The organism is Burkholderia stabilis, from assembly GCF_001742165.1.
Taxonomy (GTDB): domain Bacteria; phylum Pseudomonadota; class Gammaproteobacteria; order Burkholderiales; family Burkholderiaceae; genus Burkholderia; species Burkholderia stabilis.
Genome location: NZ_CP016444.1, coordinates 414,858 through 434,577, shown reverse-complemented (window position 1 = coordinate 434,577; position 19,720 = coordinate 414,858). Strand labels below are relative to the sequence as shown.

Annotated in this window: 16 protein-coding genes; 7 read left to right on the top strand and 9 right to left on the bottom strand. The window is 67.2% G+C overall.

The window, feature by feature from the left end:
* Nucleotides 1–3: 3 nt before the first annotated feature.
* On the bottom strand, nt 4–645 hold the full coding sequence (locus BBJ41_RS34565; RefSeq protein ID WP_069750821.1) for an HD domain-containing protein: 642 nt from the start codon (nt 643–645) through the stop codon (nt 4–6).
* 173 nt (nt 646–818) lie between these two features.
* On the opposite strand from BBJ41_RS34565, the gene BBJ41_RS34560 reads away from it, so the two are divergent.
* The 3 genes from BBJ41_RS34560 (at nt 819) to BBJ41_RS34550 (ending at nt 3,430) form a co-directional block, all read left to right on the top strand.
* Nucleotides 819–1,784, top strand: a complete 966-nt coding sequence (locus BBJ41_RS34560) for a GlxA family transcriptional regulator (protein WP_069750820.1) — start codon at nt 819–821, stop codon at nt 1,782–1,784.
* A gap of 314 nt (nt 1,785–2,098) precedes the next feature.
* Nucleotides 2,099–2,410: a DUF4148 domain-containing protein gene (locus BBJ41_RS34555; protein ID WP_011349305.1), complete on the top strand. Its 312-nt coding sequence runs from the start codon at nt 2,099–2,101 to the stop codon at nt 2,408–2,410.
* A gap of 306 nt (nt 2,411–2,716) precedes the next feature.
* A complete protein-coding gene (locus tag BBJ41_RS34550) occupies nt 2,717–3,430 on the top strand; it encodes a dienelactone hydrolase family protein (RefSeq protein WP_069751451.1) in 714 nt (237 codons plus the stop codon).
* Between the two features lie 152 nt (nt 3,431–3,582).
* Here BBJ41_RS34550 and BBJ41_RS34545 read toward each other — a convergent pair whose 3' ends face one another.
* From BBJ41_RS34545 to BBJ41_RS34530, 4 genes are all read right to left on the bottom strand, one after another.
* A complete protein-coding gene (locus tag BBJ41_RS34545) occupies nt 3,583–5,088 on the bottom strand; it encodes an efflux transporter outer membrane subunit (protein WP_069750819.1) in 1,506 nt (501 codons plus the stop codon).
* A 2-nt stretch (nt 5,089–5,090) separates the two neighbouring features.
* Nucleotides 5,091–8,282 carry an efflux RND transporter permease subunit gene (locus BBJ41_RS34540; RefSeq protein ID WP_069750818.1) on the bottom strand — a complete coding sequence of 1,064 codons (3,192 nt, stop codon included), beginning with the start codon at nt 8,280–8,282 and terminating at the stop codon, nt 5,091–5,093.
* A gap of 15 nt (nt 8,283–8,297) precedes the next feature.
* Nucleotides 8,298–9,554, bottom strand: a complete 1,257-nt coding sequence (locus BBJ41_RS34535) for an efflux RND transporter periplasmic adaptor subunit (protein ID WP_069750817.1) — start codon at nt 9,552–9,554, stop codon at nt 8,298–8,300.
* 232 nt (nt 9,555–9,786) lie between these two features.
* Nucleotides 9,787–10,668 carry a LysR family transcriptional regulator gene (locus BBJ41_RS34530; protein WP_069750816.1) on the bottom strand — a complete coding sequence of 294 codons (882 nt, stop codon included), beginning with the start codon at nt 10,666–10,668 and terminating at the stop codon, nt 9,787–9,789.
* A 605-nt stretch (nt 10,669–11,273) separates the two neighbouring features.
* Between BBJ41_RS34530 and BBJ41_RS34525 the strand changes: the two genes are divergently transcribed.
* Nucleotides 11,274–12,254, top strand: a complete 981-nt coding sequence (locus BBJ41_RS34525) for an AraC family transcriptional regulator (RefSeq protein WP_069750815.1) — start codon at nt 11,274–11,276, stop codon at nt 12,252–12,254.
* A gap of 10 nt (nt 12,255–12,264) precedes the next feature.
* On the opposite strand, the gene BBJ41_RS41880 is transcribed toward BBJ41_RS34525, so the two are convergent.
* Together BBJ41_RS41880 and BBJ41_RS41875 are read right to left on the bottom strand one after the other, a co-directional pair.
* Nucleotides 12,265–12,708: a LysR substrate-binding domain-containing protein gene (locus tag BBJ41_RS41880; RefSeq protein ID WP_069750814.1), complete on the bottom strand. Its 444-nt coding sequence runs from the start codon at nt 12,706–12,708 to the stop codon at nt 12,265–12,267.
* Nucleotides 12,693–13,205, bottom strand: a complete 513-nt coding sequence (locus BBJ41_RS41875; RefSeq protein WP_069750813.1) for a LysR family transcriptional regulator — start codon at nt 13,203–13,205, stop codon at nt 12,693–12,695. Before BBJ41_RS41875 ends, BBJ41_RS41880 begins: the two co-directional genes overlap by 16 nt.
* A 159-nt stretch (nt 13,206–13,364) precedes the next feature.
* Between BBJ41_RS41875 and BBJ41_RS34510 the strand changes: the two genes are divergently transcribed.
* From BBJ41_RS34510 to BBJ41_RS34500, 3 genes are all read left to right on the top strand, one after another.
* On the top strand, nt 13,365–14,696 hold the full coding sequence (locus BBJ41_RS34510; RefSeq protein WP_069750812.1) for an MFS transporter: 1,332 nt from the start codon (nt 13,365–13,367) through the stop codon (nt 14,694–14,696).
* A 182-nt stretch (nt 14,697–14,878) separates the two neighbouring features.
* Nucleotides 14,879–15,934 (top strand): porin, encoded by a 1,056-nt coding sequence (locus BBJ41_RS34505; RefSeq protein ID WP_156814969.1) that lies wholly within the window; start codon nt 14,879–14,881, stop codon nt 15,932–15,934.
* Between the two features lie 29 nt (nt 15,935–15,963).
* The gene (locus BBJ41_RS34500) at nt 15,964–17,382 is read left to right on the top strand and encodes a M20 family metallopeptidase (RefSeq protein WP_069750810.1); all 1,419 of its coding nucleotides are present in this window, start codon (nt 15,964–15,966) and stop codon (nt 17,380–17,382) included.
* Between the two features lie 21 nt (nt 17,383–17,403).
* Here BBJ41_RS34500 and BBJ41_RS34495 read toward each other — a convergent pair whose 3' ends face one another.
* The gene (locus BBJ41_RS34495; protein WP_069750809.1) at nt 17,404–18,375 is read right to left on the bottom strand and encodes an aliphatic sulfonate ABC transporter substrate-binding protein; all 972 of its coding nucleotides are present in this window, start codon (nt 18,373–18,375) and stop codon (nt 17,404–17,406) included.
* Between the two features lie 269 nt (nt 18,376–18,644).
* Complete coding sequence (locus BBJ41_RS34490; RefSeq protein ID WP_069750808.1) at nt 18,645–19,586, bottom strand: LysR family transcriptional regulator; 942 nt, start codon at nt 19,584–19,586, stop codon at nt 18,645–18,647.
* Between the last annotated feature and the right edge of the window lie 134 nt (nt 19,587–19,720).

The window sequence follows — 19,720 nt, the reverse complement described above, 5'->3', positions numbered from 1 at the left end:
CGGTCAGCCCGCCCACGCGGACGAGCGGATCACGCTGCAGAAGTTGCCGGCGCGGAATTGCGGGTCCTTGTCAGCGAGCACGTCCGCCTTCACGTTGCCGAACGTCGTGTCGGGCTTGTGGCGGATTCCGTCGTAGAACGCCTGGATGATGTCCTCCTTGAAATGCGGCGTGCGCGGATGCGCGCTCACGACCGCTTCGCGCTCGGCGTCGCCGTATTCCGGATAGGTCAGGCCCAGCACGTCCATCTCGACGCCCGCCGTGACGAGCGCGACGACCGGGTGCATGTGTTGCGGGATGCCGGGCGTGGTGTGCAGCGCGATCGAAGTCCACACGACGTCGATGTCCTGCTGCGAAATTCCCTTGCCCTTCAGGAAATCGCGGGCGGCGTTGGCGCCGTCCACTTCGAAGCGTTCGCATGCGCTGCTGTGGCGGTGCGTGAGCCCCATGTCATGGAACATGCAGCCGCAGTAGAGCAGCTCGGGATCGTATGCGAGCCCGCGGCGCCGGCCCGCGAGCGCCGCGAAATAGAAAACGCGGCTCGAATGGTGGAACAGCAGCTCGGACTCGGTATCGCGCACCAGCTCGGTGATCTCGCGCGTCAGCTGACTATCGGGAAGGGTGATGCCGGCAACGTTCACAGTCATGATCGACCTCCATTGAAGACACCCCCGATTCTCCGGCGCCCGATAGCTGTCTTCAACGGACGTATTACGCCATATTCTGCCATTTCACGCGCCGGACGGCCACGGCGCCGGCACGGTGAAAACGACGCCTCTATACTGCTACGCGTCACGTTCGACACAGCACGCAACCGATCATGCCGAAGGTCGTGGGTATCTTCGCCGTTCCCGGCGTCCAACTGCTCGATGTTTCCGCGCCGCTCGACGTCTTCGCGCAAGCGAACGCCGAATGCGGGAAGCCGTTCTACGCGCTGCGCGTCATCGCCGGCGAGTCCGGCCCGATCCGCAGTTCATCCGGCGCACGGCTGCTGCCCGACTGGATCGTCCCCGACATCCCGGAGCGCATCGACACGCTGCTGGTGGCCGGCGCGCCGGACGCCGCCCGGATCGCGCTGCGCACCGACGTGCTCGCGTGGCTGCGATCGGCGGCCGTGCAAAGCCGGCGCTATGGGTCGATCTGCACCGGCGCGTTCATCCTCGCAGCCACCGGCCTGCTGAAAGGGCGCCACCTGACCACGCACTGGGCCGCCGCCGACGCGCTGGCCGAAGCCTACCCGTCGCTCGCCGTCGATGCGGACGCGCTGTACGTGCGCGACGGCAAGCTGCGCACCGGCGCCGGCGTCACGGCCGGGCTCGATCTCGCACTCGCGCTCGTGGAGGAAGATCTCGGCCGCGAGATCGCGCGGCGCGTCGCCGCGCAACTGGTCATGTTCTTCAAGCGCCCGGGCGGGCAACTCCAGTTCAGCCGCAAGGGCGAGGCGCGCCCCGCCGGGCGTTCGGTACTGCAGGAGGTCCAGCGCTGGATCGCGGCGAATCCGGAGCTCGAGCATTCGGTGGCGGAGATGGCGAAACATGCAGGCATGAGCCCGCGCCACTTCGCGCGGCTGTTCCGCGCGGAGGTCGGTATGACGCCGGCTGCGTGGGTCGAGGCAACCCGCATCTCGGCGGCCCGTCATTTGCTCGAGAACGGCCACGACACGCCGAAGCAGGTCGCCGCGAAATGCGGCTTCGCGAATGCCGATACGCTCAGGCGATCGTTCACCCGGCACGTCGGGATCACGCCCGCCGAATACCGAAAGCGGCAGGCGGTCCTCGCCGAGTGACGCGGCAGTCTCCGCGACGCCGATGCGCTCGTTCAAACGCTTCGGAATACGACTCAATCGATCGACATCCGACGCCGGCCGATCTTCGCCATCGCGCGCCGAAAAGCGGTGCGCGGCGTCTCCATCCCGCACCGGCCCGCGAGCCGCTGCGCCTGCAATCATCAGACGAAATCGCCTTCCGCACGGATCGTTTACCCAGTTGCAATAATGATTCGCTGGAACATGTATTTCCGACCGGTAACGCGATCGTTACGATGCAATCAACCGCTGAACGCAACAAGCGAAGCGCGAAATCAATGAAACCGGAGGTCATCATGAAGTCGTTCATCTACGCAGTCGTCGCCGCAACCGCCCTGTCCGCCTCGTACGGCGCCTTCGCCCAGTCGAACCCGTCGGGCCAGCTGACGCGTGCCCAGGTGCGTGCGGAACTCGTCCAGCTCGAGCAGGCCGGTTACAAGCCCGAAGTCTCCGACCAGTATTACCCGCGTGCGCTGCAAACGGCGCAGGCCCGCGTGACGAACGCCGATGAAACCGGCTATGGCGCGCAAGCCGCCGCCGGCGTGCGCGCCGGCCGCGCGATCGCGGTGAAGCAGGACGGCCGCGACTCCGTGTATTTCGGTCAGTAAGCCGGACCCGCGCGCGGATTTCGATCCGCGCGTGTCAGGCCGACACCCCGCTCCCGTTCATCGGGGCGGGGTGTTTGCTTTTCGGCCGTCAGCAACCGAACGGCGGCGTCCGAGCGACGCGCACGCGCGGATCGCGCGATGCCGTCCACGCATGCTGCAGGTGTTTGCGCATAGAATGGCCGCGTGGTCGGCGTCGGCCGAAACGAACGCGAGCGAAACCACGACGCGCGGCATGTCCGGTCGTCGACACGCCCGCTGGCCGGCCCGATGTCGCACGCATCGCATTTTTCGAAAAGGAGCGGTTTCATGTCTCAAACATCGGGTTCCATGATTACGTTTCGCCGCCCGGACGGCCAGGAACTGCAGGGTTATCTCGCCACGCCGGCAAAGACGGAAGGCGCGCCCGCGGTTGTCGTCATCCAGGAATGGTGGGGGCTGAACGATCAGATCCGCGGCGTCGCGGATCGCCTCGCGCGCTGCGGATACTTCGCGCTCGTGCCCGACCTGTATCGCGGCAAGTCGACGGTCGAAGAAGAAGAAGCGCACCACCTGATGACCGGGCTCGATTTCGGCGACGCCGCGTCGCAGGACATTCCCGGCGCCGTGACCTATCTGAAGACGCTTGCGCCGCGCGTCGCGGTAACGGGCTACTGCATGGGCGGCGCACTCACGCTGCTGTCGCTGCAATACGCCGACGCGGATGCGGGTGTCACGTGGTACGGCCTGCCGCCGCTCGACTACATCGATCCGGCGAAGCTCAAGGTACCGCTGATGGGCCACTGGGCGACGCAGGACGCGTTCTTTGCGATCGACCAGGTCGATGCGCTCGAGAAGAAGCTGACCGATGCGAAGGTCGGGTTCGAATTCCATCGCTATCTCGCGCATCACGCGTTCGCAAACGAAGAGGCCGTCGGCCCCGGCCGCATCGCCGGCACGCAGTTCGATCCGGTGTGGTCGCAAACCGCCTGGGATCGTACGCTCACGTTCTTCGGCCGCACGCTCTGGACGAAGCAAGGGTAACGTCGCACCGCTTCCGACGCAGGCCGCCGCCGTGCGTGCGTCGGGCGGCAACGCAAAAAAAACGCCACGGACTTTCCCTCCGTGGCGTTTTCGTTTCTGCCGACAGCAGACCGGCGAACAGGCGCGGTTGCCCGCGCCTGCGCTGCTCCCGCTTACCCGTTCGTCGCGACCTTGTCGTAGTCGACCGGCGCATCCGGCGCGCGCGGCGCTTCGCCGGCCCGCTGAATCCACCCGCCGCCCAACGAGCGGTACAAGTCGACCAGGTTCGTCCAGCGCGCCAGTCGCGCGCTGATCAGCGACTGCTGCGCCGAGTACAGATCCGTCTGCGCGGTCAGTACCGACAGGTAGCTGTCCACGCCGTTCTTGTAACGCAGGTCCGACAGGTCGAAACGGCGCTGCTGCGCGTGCTCGTTGCGCTCCAGCGCCGCAATCTGCTGGTCGTACGTGCCGCGTGCGGCCAACCCGTCCGACACTTCGCGGAACGCCGACTGGATCGCCTTCTCGTAGTTCGCGATCTCGATGCGCTTCTGCACGTGCGCAAGATCGAGGTTCGCGATGTTCGAGCCGCCTTCGAAGATCGGCAGCGCGATGTTCGGCGCGAACGACCACGCCGCCGTGCCGGCCTTGAACAGGCCGCCCAGCGTCGGGCTCGCGGTGCCGAACGCCGCCGTCAGCGAGATCTTCGGGAAGAACGCCGCGCGTGCCGCGCCGATGTTCGCATTCGCGGCCAAGAGCGTCTGCTCGGCCTGCATCACGTCCGGACGACGTGTCAGCAGGTCCGACGGAAGGCCTGCCGGCACGTCCGTCAGCAGGTTCTGCGCGTCGAGCGGCATGCCCGGCGGCAGGTCGTCCGGCAGCGGCTCGCCGATCAGCAGCACCAGCGCGTTCACGGCCTGTGCGCGTGCGCGCGCCTGAGCCTGCTGGTTCGCGAGCGCCGTCTCGACGACCGTCTGCGCCTGACGCAGGTCGAGCTCGGAGCCCGTGCCGTTGTCGAACTGCAGCTTCGTCAGGTCGTAGGACGCCTGCGCGGATTTCAGCGTGTTCTCCGTGACCTTCAGCAGATCGTCGGTCGACAGCACCGTCAGGTATTGATCGGCCACCGACGACACCAGCGAGATTTCCGACGCCTGCCGCGCGTACGCGGTCGACAGGTATTGCGCGAGCGCCTGGTCCTTCAGGCTCTGCACGCGGCCGAACAGGTCGAGCTCCCACGACGCGGAAAGCCCGACGTTGTAGCTGCGCGTGATCAACGGTTGCTGCGTCGTCGACACGCCGGCCGGGAAACGCTGGATGCTGCCCGTACCCGTACCGCTGAGCGTCGGGAACAGGCCCGCACGCGTGATCTGGTACTGCGCACGCGCCGCCTCGATGTTCAGCACCGACACGCGCAGGTCGCGGTTGTTCTTCAGCGCAATCTCGATCAGCCGCTGCAGGCGCGGATCGACGAAGAATTCGCGCCAGCCGATGGCAGCCGCCGCCTGGCCGTTCGCGCTGCGCGCGCCGGTCGCACCCGGCTGCGTGGCGTAGACGCCGCCCGCCGGGAACGCCTGTGCGACCGGTGCGTCGGGCCGCTTGTAATGCGGCGCCATCGTGCAACCCGCGGCAAAGAGCGCGGCAGCCAGTGCGACTGCAGTTGCAGTCAAAGCGTGTTTTTGCATCGTTACTGCCCCTTCGAATCGTGTGCGTCGTCGTGGCCGCGGTGCAGGTCGCCCTGTACCAGACGCCATGCGTCGTCGACGTTTTCCGTCTCGCCGCTGAAGATCGCGCGAACCCGCACGAAGAACATCGGGATCATGAAGATCGCGAGGAACGTCGCCGTGATCATCCCGCCGATCACGCCCGTGCCGATCGCGTGCTGGCTTGCCGAACCCGCGCCGTTGCTGATCGCGAGCGGCAACACGCCAAGCATGAATGCGAGCGACGTCATCAGGATCGGCCGCAATCGCAGGCGCGCCGCCTCGATCGCCGCGCGCACCGGCCCCATGTTCTCCTTCGCCTGCAACTCGCGTGCGAACTCGACGATCAGGATCGCGTTCTTCGCGGACAAGCCCACGGTCGTGAGCAGGCCGACCTGGAAGAACACGTCGTTCTCGAGGCCGCGCAGCATCGTCGCGAGCAGCGCGCCGACCACGCCGAGCGGCACGACCATGATCACCGAGAACGGGATCGACCAGCTTTCATACAACGCCGCAAGACACAGGAACACGACGAGGATCGAAATCGCGTACAGGAGCGGCGCCTGCGAACCGGACTGGATTTCCTGGAACGACAGGCCCGTCCACGAGTAACCGATGCCTTCCGGCAACTTGCTCGCGAGCGCTTCCATCGCGGTCATCGCCTGGCCCGTCGACTTGCCCACCGCGGCCTGCCCCTGGATCTCGATCGACGACACGCCGTTGTAGCGTTCGAGCTTCGGCGAACCGTAACTCCAGTGGCCGGTCGAGAATGCACTGAACGGCACCATCCCGCCCGTGCTGTTACGCACGTACCAGATGTTCATGTCTTCCGGCGTCATCCGGAACGGCGCATCCGACTGCACGTACACCTTCTTGATCCGGCCGTCGGTATCGAGGAAGTTGTTCACGTACTGCGACGCCCATGCGATCGAGAACGTCTGGTCGATCGCGGCGGCCGTCACGCCGAGCGCATTCGCCTTCTCGCGGTCGATATCGACCTTGTACTGCGGCGTGTCGTTCAGGCCGTTCGGGCGCACGAGCGCCAGCGCAGGGTCCTTCGCCGCCATCCCGAGCAACTGGCCGCGTGCAGCCATCAACACTTCGTGACCGAGACCGGCGTTGTCCGTCAGCTCGAAGTCGAAGCCGGCGGCCGTACCGAGTTCAGGAATCGACGGCGGGTTGAACGGAATCACCATCGCGTCCTTGTACTGCGAGTAGTGCGCGAAGGTCCGGCCGATCAGCGCCTGCACCTTCTGCTCCGAACGCTGGCGATGCGCGTACGGTTTGAGCTTCACGAACACGAGGCCCGCGTTCTGGCCGCGGCCCGCGAAGCTGAAGCCGTTGACCGTGAACACCGAATCGACGACATCCTTCTCCGTGGTGGTCAGGTACGTGTTGATGTCGTCGAGCGTCTTGCCGGTCGTTTCCTGTGTCGAACCCGACGGCGTCTGCACGATCATGAACATGTAGCCCTGGTCCTCGTCGGGCAGGAACGACTTCGGCAGGCGCACGAACATCACGCCGACCGCGACGAGGACGGCCAGGTAGATCACGAGCCAGCGGCCCGAGCGCCGGATCACGTGATTCACGCCGCCCGTGTAGCGATCGCGGCTGCGGTCGAAGGTCCGGTTGAACCAGCCGAAGAAGCCCTTCTTCTCTTCGTGATGCCCTTGCGGAATCGGCTTCAGGATCGTCGCGCACAGCGCTGGCGTCAGGATCAGCGCAACGAGCACCGACAGCACCATCGCCGACACGATCGTCAGCGAGAACTGGCGATAGATCGCGCCGACCGACCCGCCCGAGAACGCGACCGGCACGAACACCGCCGACAGCACGAGCGCCACCCCGACGAGCGCGCCGGTGATCTGACTCATCGCCTTCTTGGTCGCCTCCTTCGGCGACAAGCCCTCTTCCGCCATCACGCGCTCGACGTTCTCCACCACCACGATCGCATCGTCGACCAGCAGGCCGATCGCGAGCACGAGGCCGAACATCGACAGCGTATTGATCGAGAACCCGGCGAGGCCCATGATCGCGAACGTGCCGAGCAGCACGACCGGCACCGCGATCGTCGGGATGATCGTCGCCCGCAGGTTCTGCAGGAACAGGTACATCACGAGGAACACGAGCACGATACCTTCGAGCAGCGTCTTGACCACTTCCTCGATCGACAGGCGCACGAACGGCGTCGTGTCGTACGGGTAGTGGACGACGAGACCGTGCGGGAAGTACTTCGACAGCTCGTCGATCTTGGCCCGCAGCGCGGTTGCCGTCGCGAGCGCGTTCGCGCCGGTTGCGAGCTGGATGCCGAGGCCGGCCGTCGGCTGCCCCATGTACTTCGTGTCGAACGTGTAGTTCTCCGAACCCAGCGCCGCGCGGCCGACGTCCTTAAGGCGAACCTGCGAGCCGTCCTGGTTGACCTTCAGCAGGATGTTGCCGAACTGTTCGGGCGTGCGCAGCAGCGTCGATTCGGTGATCGTCGCCTGCAGCATGGTGCCCGGCTTCGCCGGCGTGCCGCCGATCTGGCCGCCCGCGATCTGCACGTTCTGCTGCGCGATCGCGGCCGACACGTCGGTCGGCGTGAGGCTGTAGTTGGTCAGCTTGATCGGGTCGAGCCAGATCCGCATCGAGAACTGCGAGCCGAGCAGCAGCGTCTGGCCGACGCCGTTCACGCGGCTGAGCGGATCGAGCACGTGCGACGCGACGTAGTTCGTCAGATCCTCCTTCGACATGCTGCCGTCTTCGGAGTTGAACGCGAACCACATCAGCCAGTTGCTGCTCGACTTCGTGACCTGCATGCCGAGCTGCTGCACGACCTGCGGCAGGTTCGGCGTCGCGAGCGACAGCTTGTTCTGCACCTGCACCTGCGCGACGTCCGGATTCGTGCCCGGCGAGAAGGTCAGCGTGATCGTCGCGTTGCCCGAATCGTCGCTCGTCGACGACATGTACAGGAAGTTGTCGAGACCGCTCATCTGCTGCTCGATCACCTGCGTCACCGTGTCTTCCACCGTCTTCGCGGAAGCGCCCGGATAGTTCGCCTGGATCTGGATCGTCGGCGGTGCGATCGTCGGATACTGCGCAATCGGCATCTTGAAGATCGATGCGATGCCGGCCAGCATCAGCACGATCGCGATCACCCACGCGAAGATCGGGCGATCGATAAAGAACTTGGCCATGAAACGGACTCCCTGTTATTGCGCGGCCGACGCGGCGGCCGAACTCGCAGCAGCATTGGCGGCGGTACTCGCGGGTGCGGCGCCGGACGCGCTCGCAGCGCTTGCCGGCGCACCGGACGCCGCGTCCTGCGCCGGCGCGAGCTGTGCCGCGACGGTCTTCACGGTCGCGCCCGGGCGCACCTTGTCGACGCCGTGGACGATCACGCGGTCGCCCGCTTCCAGACCGCCTTCGACGATCCAGTCCTGACCGTACGTGCCGGCCGTCGTCAACGGGCGCGACTCGACCTTGTCGGCCGCGCTCACGATCAGTGCGATCGCCTGGCCCTTCTGGTCGTGCGTGACGCCGATCTGCGGCACCAGGAACGCGTTCTCGTTCACGCCTTCCTCGATCCGTGCGCGCACGAACATCCCCGGCAGCAGCACCTTGCCCGGATTCGGGAAGATGGCGCGGATCGTCACCGAGCCGGTGGCCTGGTCGACCGTCACGTCCGAGAACTGCAGCTTGCCCGGCTCCGCGTAGGTCTTGCCGTCTTCGAGGATCAGCGACACCTTCGCCGCGCCCGGGCCGGTCGTCTTCAGACGGCCGCTCTGCACGTCCTGGCGCAGCTTCAGGCCTTCGAGGCTCGACTGCGTGAGGTCCACGTACACGGGGTCGAGCTGCTGCACCGTCGACATCAGCGTCGCCTGGCTCGCCTGCACGTACGCGCCCGGCGTCACTTGCGAGATGCCGACGCGGCCCGAAACCGGCGATACGACATCGGTGTAGCCGAGGTTGATCTGCGCGGTATCGACCGCTGCCTTGCCGGCCGCGACGTCTGCCGCGGCCTGGCCTTGCGTGGCCACCGCGTTGTCGTAGTCCTGCTTGCTGACCGCGTTCGCGGCCACCAGCACCTTGTAGCGAGCGACCAGCGCGTTCTGCGTGGCGAGGTTCGCCTGCGCCCTTGCGAGCGTCGCCTTCGCGCTGTTCAGTGCGGCGACGTACGGCGCCGGATCGATCTTGTAGAGGCGCTGGCCGGCCTTGACGTCGGTGCCTTCGGTGAATTCACGGCGCAGCACGATGCCGTCGACGCGCGCACGCACCTGCGCGACGAGGAACGCGCTGGTACGGCCCGGCAGTTCAGTCACTGCCGGCACGGCCTGCGGCTGCACCGTGACGATGCCGACTTCCGGCGTTTGCGGCGGCGGCGCCGATTCTTTTTTTCCGCACGCGGCCAGGAAAACGGCAGCCGTTGCAGCAGTGATTAAGCGGTATGGAACCCGTTCGACGCGCATGGAGCGACCTCTCACAAATAGACGACCTTCAATGGGAATCACCAGATCTCCTCATGGCCTGCGTGCGCGGGCGGAATGCTGACGCTTGCTTTCCGCCGCGGATGCGGGCGCGTGTGTCGGGCGTGCACTGCGCCCTGCGGAGCGTTCGTTTGCCGAACTGCTTCCGTAAAAAAATGAACGGCGCGCCCGCGGCTCGCGCGGGCTCGCGTTGTCGCGACAACACGCCGGGGTGCTAGCTCGCGGGCCGGAACGCCGCGCCGACGAATTCGACGAACGCCCGTGCGGCGGCCGGCAGATGCGCGGCACGCGCGTGCGCGAGCTTCAGCGTGACGGGCGCGAGCGGACCGACCGGCGCGACGCGAACCAGCGTGCCGGCCGCCAGGTCGGCGTCGACGAGATACGCAGGCAGCACCGTCGCACCCATGCCGGCCACGGCCAGCCGCCGCGCCATCTCGAGATGGCCGACGCCCGCATTGCCGGGCGCCGCGTCGGGTCGCAGCCCCGCCGCATATTCGTCACCACCCGCCGGCAGATCGAGCCGCACGGCCGCGATGTCCGGCCAGTCGCCCGAGGCGGCGGGGCCACCCTGCGCGGCAACGTATTCCGGTGCGGCAACGCGCACGGATTCGTAAGCAGCCAGCGTATGCAGCGCGTGCGCACCGGAAACCGGCATCCCGTCGGTCAGGAACGCAACGTCGATGTCTTCGGATGTCAGATCCACATGGGCATCGGTCAGCGTCACGGTCGGCCGCACGTCCGGGAACCGGTGCACGAAGCGATCGAGCAACACGCTCAACTGGCTGAGCCCGAATGCGACCGGCGCGGCAACGCGCAACTCGCCTTCCGGCTTGCTGCCCATTGCGACGAAACAACCGTCGATCTCGTCGATCGCACCGAGAATCCGCTCGACGCGCGCGAGATACAGCTCGCCGATTTCCGTCAGCGACTGGTGGCAGGTGCTGCGCTGCAGCAGGCGCGCGCCGAGACGCGTCTCGAGCGCATCGACCAGCCGGCTCGCCATCGCCGTCGACACGCGCAGCCGAGTCGCCGCCCGGCGAAAACCGCCTTCCCTTGCCACCGTCACGAATGCCCGAATCGATTGAAGTTGGTCCATTAGTCCGGATTCCCCTGCGCGAACGACTGCCTGTGCGCACGCACCGGCCGCGACATCGCGGTCGGCCGGCATCGGTCCGGCCGATGCGGCGGCATCGACGCCGGTCACGCCGGGTCGGTCGGCACGCCCGCAACAGGTGCGTGCCGGCATGCAACGGGCGCAAGCCGGCCTCGGCTGGCCCGATGCTCGATCATTCCAATAGCAGTCCTGAGTCTTTTCCAGCGGTGCGCGGCGGCCGAACGGGCGGCAACACCGGCTGTACCCGCGAGCGACGCGGCGTTCATCTGCGCATCACCCGGGCGCGCCGGAATACGTTTCTTTCAGCAGGTGCAATGGTATGAAAACCGCCGGAAAATGGCTTGCCTGATCCTGCGATTGTTTTGCCTTAATTTCCGAATTTGTGCGCTGCACACCAGGCAACGACACGCGATGCCACCGTTTGCCGCTCAGGTCCGGATGATCGGGCTAATTTCCGACAGGTTTAGGCAATCCCGCGCACGCGACTCGCCGTACGATGTGACCGCCGTGCCGGCACCCCGCACCGGGAATCATGAAATCGCCGCCGCGCACGCTGCACCGACCACTTCGCCATCCGCTCACGCAACATGGAAATCGATGCCCGAACGCCGCCGCAACAGCGCACCCTGCCCGGCCACGCCCCTCGGCCGCCTGACCGGTCGTCCACGGCCCGGCTCGCGGCGCTGATCGCCGCTTACGCGCCGCACGATGGCGTGTTCGAGCTTCCGGTGCATGGCATGCGCGTCGTGCGCGCATCCGCGTCGCCGACGCACTGGAACCACGGCGTGCACCACGCGTGCGTGAGCGTCGTCGGGCAAGGCGCGAAGTCGATGCGAATCGGCGACAACACCTACGTCATCGACGAATCGCGGATGCTGGTCGCGACGGCCGACCTGCCCGTCACCGGCCGCGTGACGCACGCGAACCCGGCCGAGCCGTTTCTTTCCGTGCAACTCGAACTCGACCCGGCCCGCATCGCGGCGCTCACGCCGCGCGTGTTTCCGCGCGGGCTGCCGAAGGCCATCGACTGCAGCGCGGTCGACACGCACGATGCGCCACCGGAAATCGTCGATGCCGTCGCGCGGCTGATGCAGCTGATCGCGCAACCCGACGACCTCGACCTGCTCGCGCCGCTGATCGTCGACGAAATCCTCATTCGCCTGCTGCGCGGCCCGTCGGGCGCGTGCGTCGCACAGGTCGGCCAGGCCGATTCGACGACGCAGCGCATCTCGCGTGCCGTCGCGTGGATTCGCGATCACTATCTCGACCCGATGACGGTCGATTCGCTCGCGCGACAGGTGGACATGAGCCCGTCGACGTTCCATCACCACTTTCGTGCGGTCACGTCGATGAGCCCGTTGCAATGCCAGAAGGTATTGCGGCTGCAGGAGGCGCGCCGCCTGATGTGCCTGTCGGCGATGGATGCGCGGCAGGCGAGCCGCAGCGTCGGCTATGTGAGCGCGTCGCAGTTCAGCCGCGAATACGCGCGGCTCTTCGGCGAGGCGCCGGGGCGCGACGTCGCGAAGCTGCGCGGCGAAGCGGTGCCGCTGTCCCGCGTCGCACCTTAGACCGCCTGCCTTACGCGCGGCCTGCCTTACGCGCGCCGCGTTTCGTCCGGCCCGCATCCTCACGCTCGGCCTGCAAGGCTTCGCCGATACAGCGTACGAAGTATTCGGCCGACGACGTGAGCACCGCGCTGTCGCGGAACAGCAGATACAGGTTGCGCGCGGGCGGCTGCCCGACGAGGTCGAGCGTCTTCAGCGTGTCGGATGCGTCGCCGCGCAGTGCGAGTTGCGTCCAGGCCGTCACCACGTCGCTGTTGGCGGCCAGCGCATAAAACAGCGTTTGCGACGCACAGCGCGTCACGCGTCGCGGCACCGGCAAACCCGCCTGCCCGAACAGCTCGCCGAGAAACGCGCGGAACTCCGCAGATGGCCCCGTATGCAGCCACTCCGCGTCCTGCAGGTCGGCGAGCGACGTCGCGCCGGCAAGCTTGCCCTTGCTGCTCACCGCGAACCACATCGGAAACGTGTCGAGATGCTCGCAGCGCACGGACGTGAAGTCCTGCGCATCCGCGCCTGCCCCAGGGCAAAGTCGAGCGCGCCATTCTTCAACTGCTCGACGAGTTGCGACGGGCTGCCCTCGACGAATTCGAGCTGCACGTCGGGCATCGCGCGGCGAAAGCGGTTGTACGCAGCCGGGAGCACCGTGATACCCGCCAGCGGCGTCATCCCGATCGCGAGCCGGCCCTGCCGGTTCTCGCGCAGTTGCGCCATCTCCTCCTCGGTGCGTGCGACCTCGTTGACGACCAGCTCGGCCCGCCGCAGCATCGCGTGCCCCGCGTCGGTCAGCGTGACGCCCGACGAGCTGCGCGCGACCAGCATCAGCCCGAGTTCGTCCTCGAGATCGCGCAGCGAGCGCGTGACGGCCGGCTGTGTCAGGTGCAAGGTGCGTGCGGCTTCATGGATGCTGCCCGAGCGGGCGACGGCCACGAGCGCGCGGAGCTGGTGAAGTTTCATGCGACGAATGGAAGGGAGCAGCAGTCGGACATCAGGGGATAAACGGATGTTATCAGGATAAAAATTTGCGCGTATCGCGATGTTTTCACCGGTCTTAACATGCGCCCAGCTCTCGCAGGATGCCTGACGATCCGCGCGGCGCTCACGATACCGATATCCATGGAGACATCCCCGATGCAAGACGCCGCCACGCCGCTCGTCGACGCGCCGCCAGCCCCGCGCCGCCGCTCGGCGCAGACCCGGACGATCATCGCCACCTCGGCCGGCAACGCGCTCGAGATGTTCGACTTCACCGTGTTCAGCTACTTCGCCGCGTTGATCGGCAAGACGTTCTTTCCCGTCGATTCAGGCGCCGGCCCGCTGCTGCTCGCGATGGCGACGTTCGGCGTCGGGTTCGTGATGCGCCCGCTCGGCGGCGTGCTGATCGGCAACTACGCCGATCGCGCGGGCCGGCGCGCCGCGCTGACGCTGACGATCCAGCTGATGATCGCGGGCACGGCGCTGATCGCGCTGACGCCGTCCTACACGCGCATCGGCATCGTCGCGCCCGTGCTGGTGGTGATCGGCCGCCTGCTGCAAGGCCTGTCGGCCGGCGGCGAAATCGGTGCGTCGACAACCTTCCTGATGGAATCCGGTCCGCTGTCCGGCCGCGGCTTCATGGTGAGCTGGCAAATGATCAGCCAGGGCGCCGCGGCGCTGTTCGGCGCGCTCAGCGGCGCGCTGCTGTCGGCCGTGCTGTCTGCCGACGCGCTCGAAAGCTGGGGCTGGCGCGTGCCGTTCCTGTTCGGCCTGCTGCTCGGGCCGGTCGGCTTCTACATCCGCCGGCATCTCGACGAAACGCACGTGCCGGCGCAGGACGCAGGCGGCAGCGCGGTTCGCGAAGTCTTCACGCGCTACTTCGGCCGTGTCGTGCTCGGCACGCTGATGATCATCGGCGGCACGTCGACGCTGTACATCTTCGTGTTCTACATGCCCGCCTACGCGGTGCGCACGCTCCACCTGCCGATGGCGACGTCGCTGCTCGCCGGCTGCGCATCGGGGTTCGCGATGATCGTCGCCGCCCTCGTGTCGGGGTTGTGGATCATCGATCGCCTGCCGCGCCGCAAACCGCTGATCGCCGTGACGTGGCTGCTGTCGCTCGCGTGCGTGTATCCCGCGTTCCGGCTGCTGATCGCCGCGCCGTCGGTCGGGCTGATGGTCGCGATCGTCGCCGTCGTGATGGCCTTCGCCACCGCGGGCAGTTCCGCGTTCCTGCTGCTCATCATGGAAGCGTTCCCGCCGCGCGTGCGCGCCACCGCGCTCGCGACGATCTACAGCTTCGGCGTGACGATCTTCGGCGGCTTCGCGCAATTCAACGTCACGTGGCTGCTGCATCGCACCGGCGACCCGATGTCGCCCGCGTGGTACGTGCTGGCGTGCGGCGCCGTCAGCATGCTCGCGCTGTGGCGCTTCCGCGAACGCCCGGCCGGCTCGCACGACGACGGCCGCTGAACGGCGCGCCGCTTCATTCCCGGCGCCTCCCGGCCCGCCTGTCCGGCACCGGCTCCGCCACCCTGCATCCGATCAAGCCTGCTTCGGCAGGCCGACAGAATCCGCGACGTCGACGCGTGCGCGGGCGGGCGGTTGCACGCCTGCGATTCGCGCGCCGACGATCGCGACACCACGAGACAAACGTGCGCAATTCAACCCTGATGGCCGCGTGCTGCGCGGCAACCTGCATGTGGGCCGCACCGGCCCGCGCCGGCGTACAGATCTACGGCGCGCTCGACAGCTTCCTGCAATACGCGCGCATCGGCAGCCAGACGAGCGTCGGCCTGATGAGCGGCGGCGCATCGACGTCGCGCTTCGGCTTCATCGGCAGCGAGGATCTCGGCGGCGGCCTGCGCGCGAGCTTCCGCCTCGAAAGCGGCTTCGACCTGATGTCAGGCCGCCCGCAAAGCGCGGCGTCGTTCTACAACCGCGAAGCGAACGTTGCGATCGGCTCGGCGGACTGGGGGACGATCAAACTGGGCAAACAGTATCCGGCGATCGTCCCCGAAGCGGCCGACCCGTTCTACCTCGTCGGCCAGTTGTCGCCGTTCGCGAGCACCGCGCTGATCGGCAGCGACCTCGGGCGCGGCGCCGCGACGCTGCCCGGCCGCATCGAGAACGCGATCAGCTACAAGACGCCGACCTACGGCGGGCTCGACGTCACCGTGCTCTATGCGTTCCGCAACGCGGCGGGCGCGAGCCCGATCGCGAGCACCGCGGGAACCGTCGTCAATTTCGCGCGCGGCCCGGTGATCCTGAGCGGCGCGTACAACGCGATCTGGGCCGCCACGTCGTCGACGCCGGGCGGCGCCCCCGACGGCCCGCGCACCGACTCGGTGATGGCCAGCGCGTCCTATGCGTTCGGCCCGACGCTCGCATCGTTCGCATACACGCTGATGCGCCCCACCGCGCCCGGCACGCTCGTCGCGCAGGTCTACTCGCTGGGCGCCATCTGGCAAAGCGGCCCGCATGCGCTGCGCGCCGATCTCGCCTATCGCACGATCGCCGGCCAGACGAGCCACGCGCTCGGCGCGTTGCTCGGCTACGACTATCAGTTCTCGAAGCTCACCGGCGTGTACGCGCGGCTCGGCGGCTTCAGGAACACCGGACAGTCGGCGCTGTCGTTCGGCTCCGCGCCGATGTCCGCACCCGGCATGAGCAGCACCGTCTTCGCCCTTGGCCTCCGGCAGAAATTCTGACCGCGCCAGCCTCTTCACAGGAGCAATTCATGACTTCACCCGCCCTCGATTTCATCGACAGCCAGCGTGCGCAATTCACCGAGCTGTCCGACCGGATCTGGAATCTCGCCGAACTGCGCTACGAGGAATTCGCGTCGACCGACCTGCACATCCGGATGCTGGAACAAGCCGGCTTTCGCGTGACGCGCGGCGTGGCCGACATCCCGACCGCGTTCGTCGCCGAAGCCGGCCACGGCGGCCCCGTGATCGGCATCCTCGGCGAATACGATGCGCTGTCCGGGCTCAGCCAGGAAGCCGGCGCACTCACGTGCCAGCCGTCGGGCGAGATCTCGAACGGCAACGGCCACGGCTGCGGCCACCACCTGCTCGGCACGGCCGCGCATCTTGCCGCGGCCGCGGTGAAGGTGCATCTCGAGCGCACGGGCCAGCCCGGCACCGTACGCTTCTACGGGTGCCCTGCCGAGGAAGGCGGCTCCGGCAAGACCTTCATGGCGCGCGCGGGCGTATTCGACGATCTCGACGCCGCGCTGTCGTGGCACCCGCACGTGTACACGGGCATTTTCCCGGCCGGCTCGCTCGCGAACATCCAGGCGTACTTCCGCTTCACCGGCAAGGCGTCGCACGCCGCCGCGTCGCCGCATCTCGGCCGCAGCGCGCTGGATGCGGTCGAGCTGATGAACGTGGGCGTCAACTACCTGCGCGAGCACATGCTGCCCGAAGCGCGCGTGCACTACGCGGTGACGAACACGGGCGGCCTGTCGCCGAACGTCGTGCAGGCGAATGCGGAAGTGCTGTACCTCGTGCGCGCGGCACGCAACGACCAGGCCGCCGAACTGTTCGAGCGCGTGAAGAACGTCGCGCGCGGCGCGGCGCTGATGACCGATTGCCGGCTCGAGATCGTGTTCGACAAGGCGTGCTCGAACCTGCTGGAAAATGCGGTGCTGAACCAGGTCATGTACGGCCATCTGCAGGCGATCGGCACCGCCGGTTACGACGCGGACGACGCGGCGCTCGCCGACGCGTACCAGCGCCAGACGCTGACTGCTCAGGATATCGAAACATCGTCGCGTTCGTTGAACCAGGCGTGGAGCGATCCGAAGGCGCTGTTCGACGGAATCGATCCGTACGAGCCGGGCAAGGGCCGCCCGATCTGCGGTTCGACGGACGTCGGCGACGTGAGCTGGGTCACGCCGACCGCGCAATGCCACACGAGCTGCTACGCATTCGGCACGCCGCCGCACTCGTGGCAGTGGGTCGCGCAAGGCAAGACGCCGCTCGCGCACAAAGGCATGCTGCTTGCGGCGAAAACGATGGCCGCGACCACGATCGACCTGCTCGGCGCACCCGACACGCTCGCGCGAGCCAAGGCTGAACTGCTCGAGCGACGCGGCGGCAAGCCGTACGTGTGCCCGATTCCGGACGACGTCGCACTGCCGTTCCGCCGTTGAGCGAATCTCGGGCCGGCGCCGTCACGCGAGCGCAGGCGGCGCAGCGAGGCTGACGTCGACGCGTTTCGGTAGGACGCCGGCCTGATAGAACACGTCCGCGATGCGCTGCTGATACGCGAGCGTATCGCGCGTGACGGGCTCGACACCGAAGCGCGCGCGGCGGAACGCGAGCGCCACGGCCGGCTCAGGAATCCCCCAGAGTTTCGAGAATTCGGCCGCGCCCTGCGCGCGGTTCGCATCGAGCCATCGCTGGACTGCCGTCAGCTCCGACACGGCTACGTCCAGCACGTCGGCATTATGCTGCGCATACGTACGCGACGCGAAGTAGTAGCCGCGATTCTCGACGAGCCCCGTACCGTCCGCGACGATGCGTGCGCCGAACGCCTGCTGGACCACCGCGAGAAACGGGTCCCAGATGATCCACGCATCGACCGAGCGGTTCTCGAACGCGGCACGCGCATCGGACGGCGACAGCCAGACCGGCGAGACGTCCGCATAGTTGAGCTTCGCGGCCTGCAACAGCCGCACCAGCAGGAAGTGCGTGTTCGATCCCTTCACCAGCGCGATGCGCTTGCCGCGCAGGTCGGCGAAAGTCCTGACCGGCGAGTCCTTCGCGACGACCACGGCCTCGGCCGCGGGGCCGGCCGGCGTCTGGGCGTAATAGACGAGCGGCGCGCCGGCCGCGAGCGCGAAGATCGGCGGCGCTTCGCCGACATCGCCGAAGTCGATCGATCCCGCATTGAGTGCCTCGAGCTGCGGCGGCCCCGACGGAAACTCGGTCCACGTGACGTTCACGCCGAGTGTCGCGAGCTTGCCCTGCAGCGTGCCGCGCGCCTTCAGCAGGCTGAGCGGCCCTTTCTGATAGCCGATGCGCAACGTGCGCGTGCCGGACGCGCTCGCCAGCGCGATTCCCGGTTGCACGGCGGCGCCCGCCGCGATCGCCAGGCCGGCATGAAGGAGGCGGCGGCGGATTCTGGATGGTTGGTCTGCCATGTCGTTTCGTGTTCGATGAGGAGGGCTCGGCTTCGTGCAGCGGAAACCGCCGCACCCATGCGATGAAGCACGTCGAACCGATTCTAGAAGGTTGGCGCCGCGCGTCGAACCAACGATGTTCGATATCGAAAGCAAGCGTTTTCATAAGGGCGCGCCGGTTTGAGGAACCGATCCCGGATGCTTCTTCGATGCGAGCCTGAATGGCAGGACTACAGATTATTTGATTCGAAAACGCGATGCGCGGCGCTCGCACGCCGGCGGTGCCTGACTCAGGATCGACAGGATGCGTTCAGCGCAGCCTCGTCGGCGGCCAGCATTTCGGGCACGCACTCGCGCAGGAAATCGACGAACGTGCGGATCTTCGCATCGAGATACTGACGTGACGCGTACAGCGTGTAGACCGTCAGCGTCTGCAACCGGTAGTCGGGCAGCACACGCACGAGCGCACCGCTCGCGAGCGCGGGCAATGCGGACGACATCGGCAACGAGCCGATCCCGAGGCCGGCGCGCAGTGCGGCACCCAGCGCATCGGCGATATTCACCTGGAAATCCGGCAACGGCAGGTCGAACGTCTCGTGGCCGTCCGGGCCGTCGAGATGCCAGCGGTCGCGCGGAAACACGGATGTGACGATCTGCAGGCACGCATGCCCCTCGAGGTCGCGAACCGTGCGCGGCGTGCCGCGCTCCTTCAGGTATGCAGGCGACGCGCACAGCACGCTGTGTACCTCGCCGAGCCGCTGCGACACGAGCCCTGAATCGGGCAGCTCCGTCGCGCTCAACTGCAGCGATACGTCGTAGCCTTCGTCGATGATGTCGGGCACGTGCTGCGACAGCGTCAGCTCGACCGCAACCGACGGATAGCGCTGCCGGTAGCGCACGACCGCGGGCACCACGTAGGCCTGGCCGAAACTCGTCGTCGCGTGAACGTGCAGCCGGCCGGACGGCTTCGCCTGCGCATCCGCCGCCTCGGCTTCCGCTTCGTCGATATAGCCGAGGATGCGCTGGCAGCGGTCGAGATAGCGCTGCCCGGCGTCGGTCAGCGCGATGCGGCGCGTGCTGCGGTTGAGCAGGCGCGTACGCAGATGCGTTTCGAGTTGCGCGACCGAGCGCGATGCGTAGGCCGTCGTGATGTCCAGGCGCTGGGCCGCGCTCGTGAAGCTGCCCTCCTCCGCGACCCGGACGAAAATGCGCATCATCTGTAACGTGTCCATCGACCTGTCCCCGGGGATTGAGATCACGTCGCGCCGCCGTGCGGCGATGATGCCGGCGGCTCCGGCGCAGGCCGGTCTGGCGCGAATTGTGCGGAACAGTACAGCAGCACTGCAGGCGTGTCCAGTTCGCCGTA

Coding starts and splice junctions, on each gene's coding strand:
- BBJ41_RS34495 (WP_069750809.1), bottom strand. CDS start 18,375: ATGGCAGACCAACCATCCAGAATCCGCCGCCGCCTCCTTCATGCCGGC.
- BBJ41_RS34510 (WP_069750812.1), top strand. CDS start 13,365: ATGGAGACATCCCCGATGCAAGACGCCGCCACGCCGCTCGTCGACGCG.
- BBJ41_RS41880 (WP_069750814.1), bottom strand. CDS start 12,708: ATGTGGTTCGCGGTGAGCAGCAAGGGCAAGCTTGCCGGCGCGACGTCG.
- BBJ41_RS34500 (WP_069750810.1), top strand. CDS start 15,964: ATGACTTCACCCGCCCTCGATTTCATCGACAGCCAGCGTGCGCAATTC.
- BBJ41_RS34545 (WP_069750819.1), bottom strand. CDS start 5,088: ATGCAAAAACACGCTTTGACTGCAACTGCAGTCGCACTGGCTGCCGCG.
- BBJ41_RS34490 (WP_069750808.1), bottom strand. CDS start 19,586: ATGGACACGTTACAGATGATGCGCATTTTCGTCCGGGTCGCGGAGGAG.
- BBJ41_RS34555 (WP_011349305.1), top strand. CDS start 2,099: ATGAAGTCGTTCATCTACGCAGTCGTCGCCGCAACCGCCCTGTCCGCC.
- BBJ41_RS34530 (WP_069750816.1), bottom strand. CDS start 10,668: ATGGACCAACTTCAATCGATTCGGGCATTCGTGACGGTGGCAAGGGAA.
- BBJ41_RS34565 (WP_069750821.1), bottom strand. CDS start 645: ATGACTGTGAACGTTGCCGGCATCACCCTTCCCGATAGTCAGCTGACG.
- BBJ41_RS34560 (WP_069750820.1), top strand. CDS start 819: ATGCCGAAGGTCGTGGGTATCTTCGCCGTTCCCGGCGTCCAACTGCTC.
- BBJ41_RS34550 (WP_069751451.1), top strand. CDS start 2,717: ATGTCTCAAACATCGGGTTCCATGATTACGTTTCGCCGCCCGGACGGC.
- BBJ41_RS41875 (WP_069750813.1), bottom strand. CDS start 13,205: ATGAAACTTCACCAGCTCCGCGCGCTCGTGGCCGTCGCCCGCTCGGGC.
- BBJ41_RS34525 (WP_069750815.1), top strand. CDS start 11,274: ATGGAAATCGATGCCCGAACGCCGCCGCAACAGCGCACCCTGCCCGGC.
- BBJ41_RS34540 (WP_069750818.1), bottom strand. CDS start 8,282: ATGGCCAAGTTCTTTATCGATCGCCCGATCTTCGCGTGGGTGATCGCG.
- BBJ41_RS34535 (WP_069750817.1), bottom strand. CDS start 9,554: ATGCGCGTCGAACGGGTTCCATACCGCTTAATCACTGCTGCAACGGCT.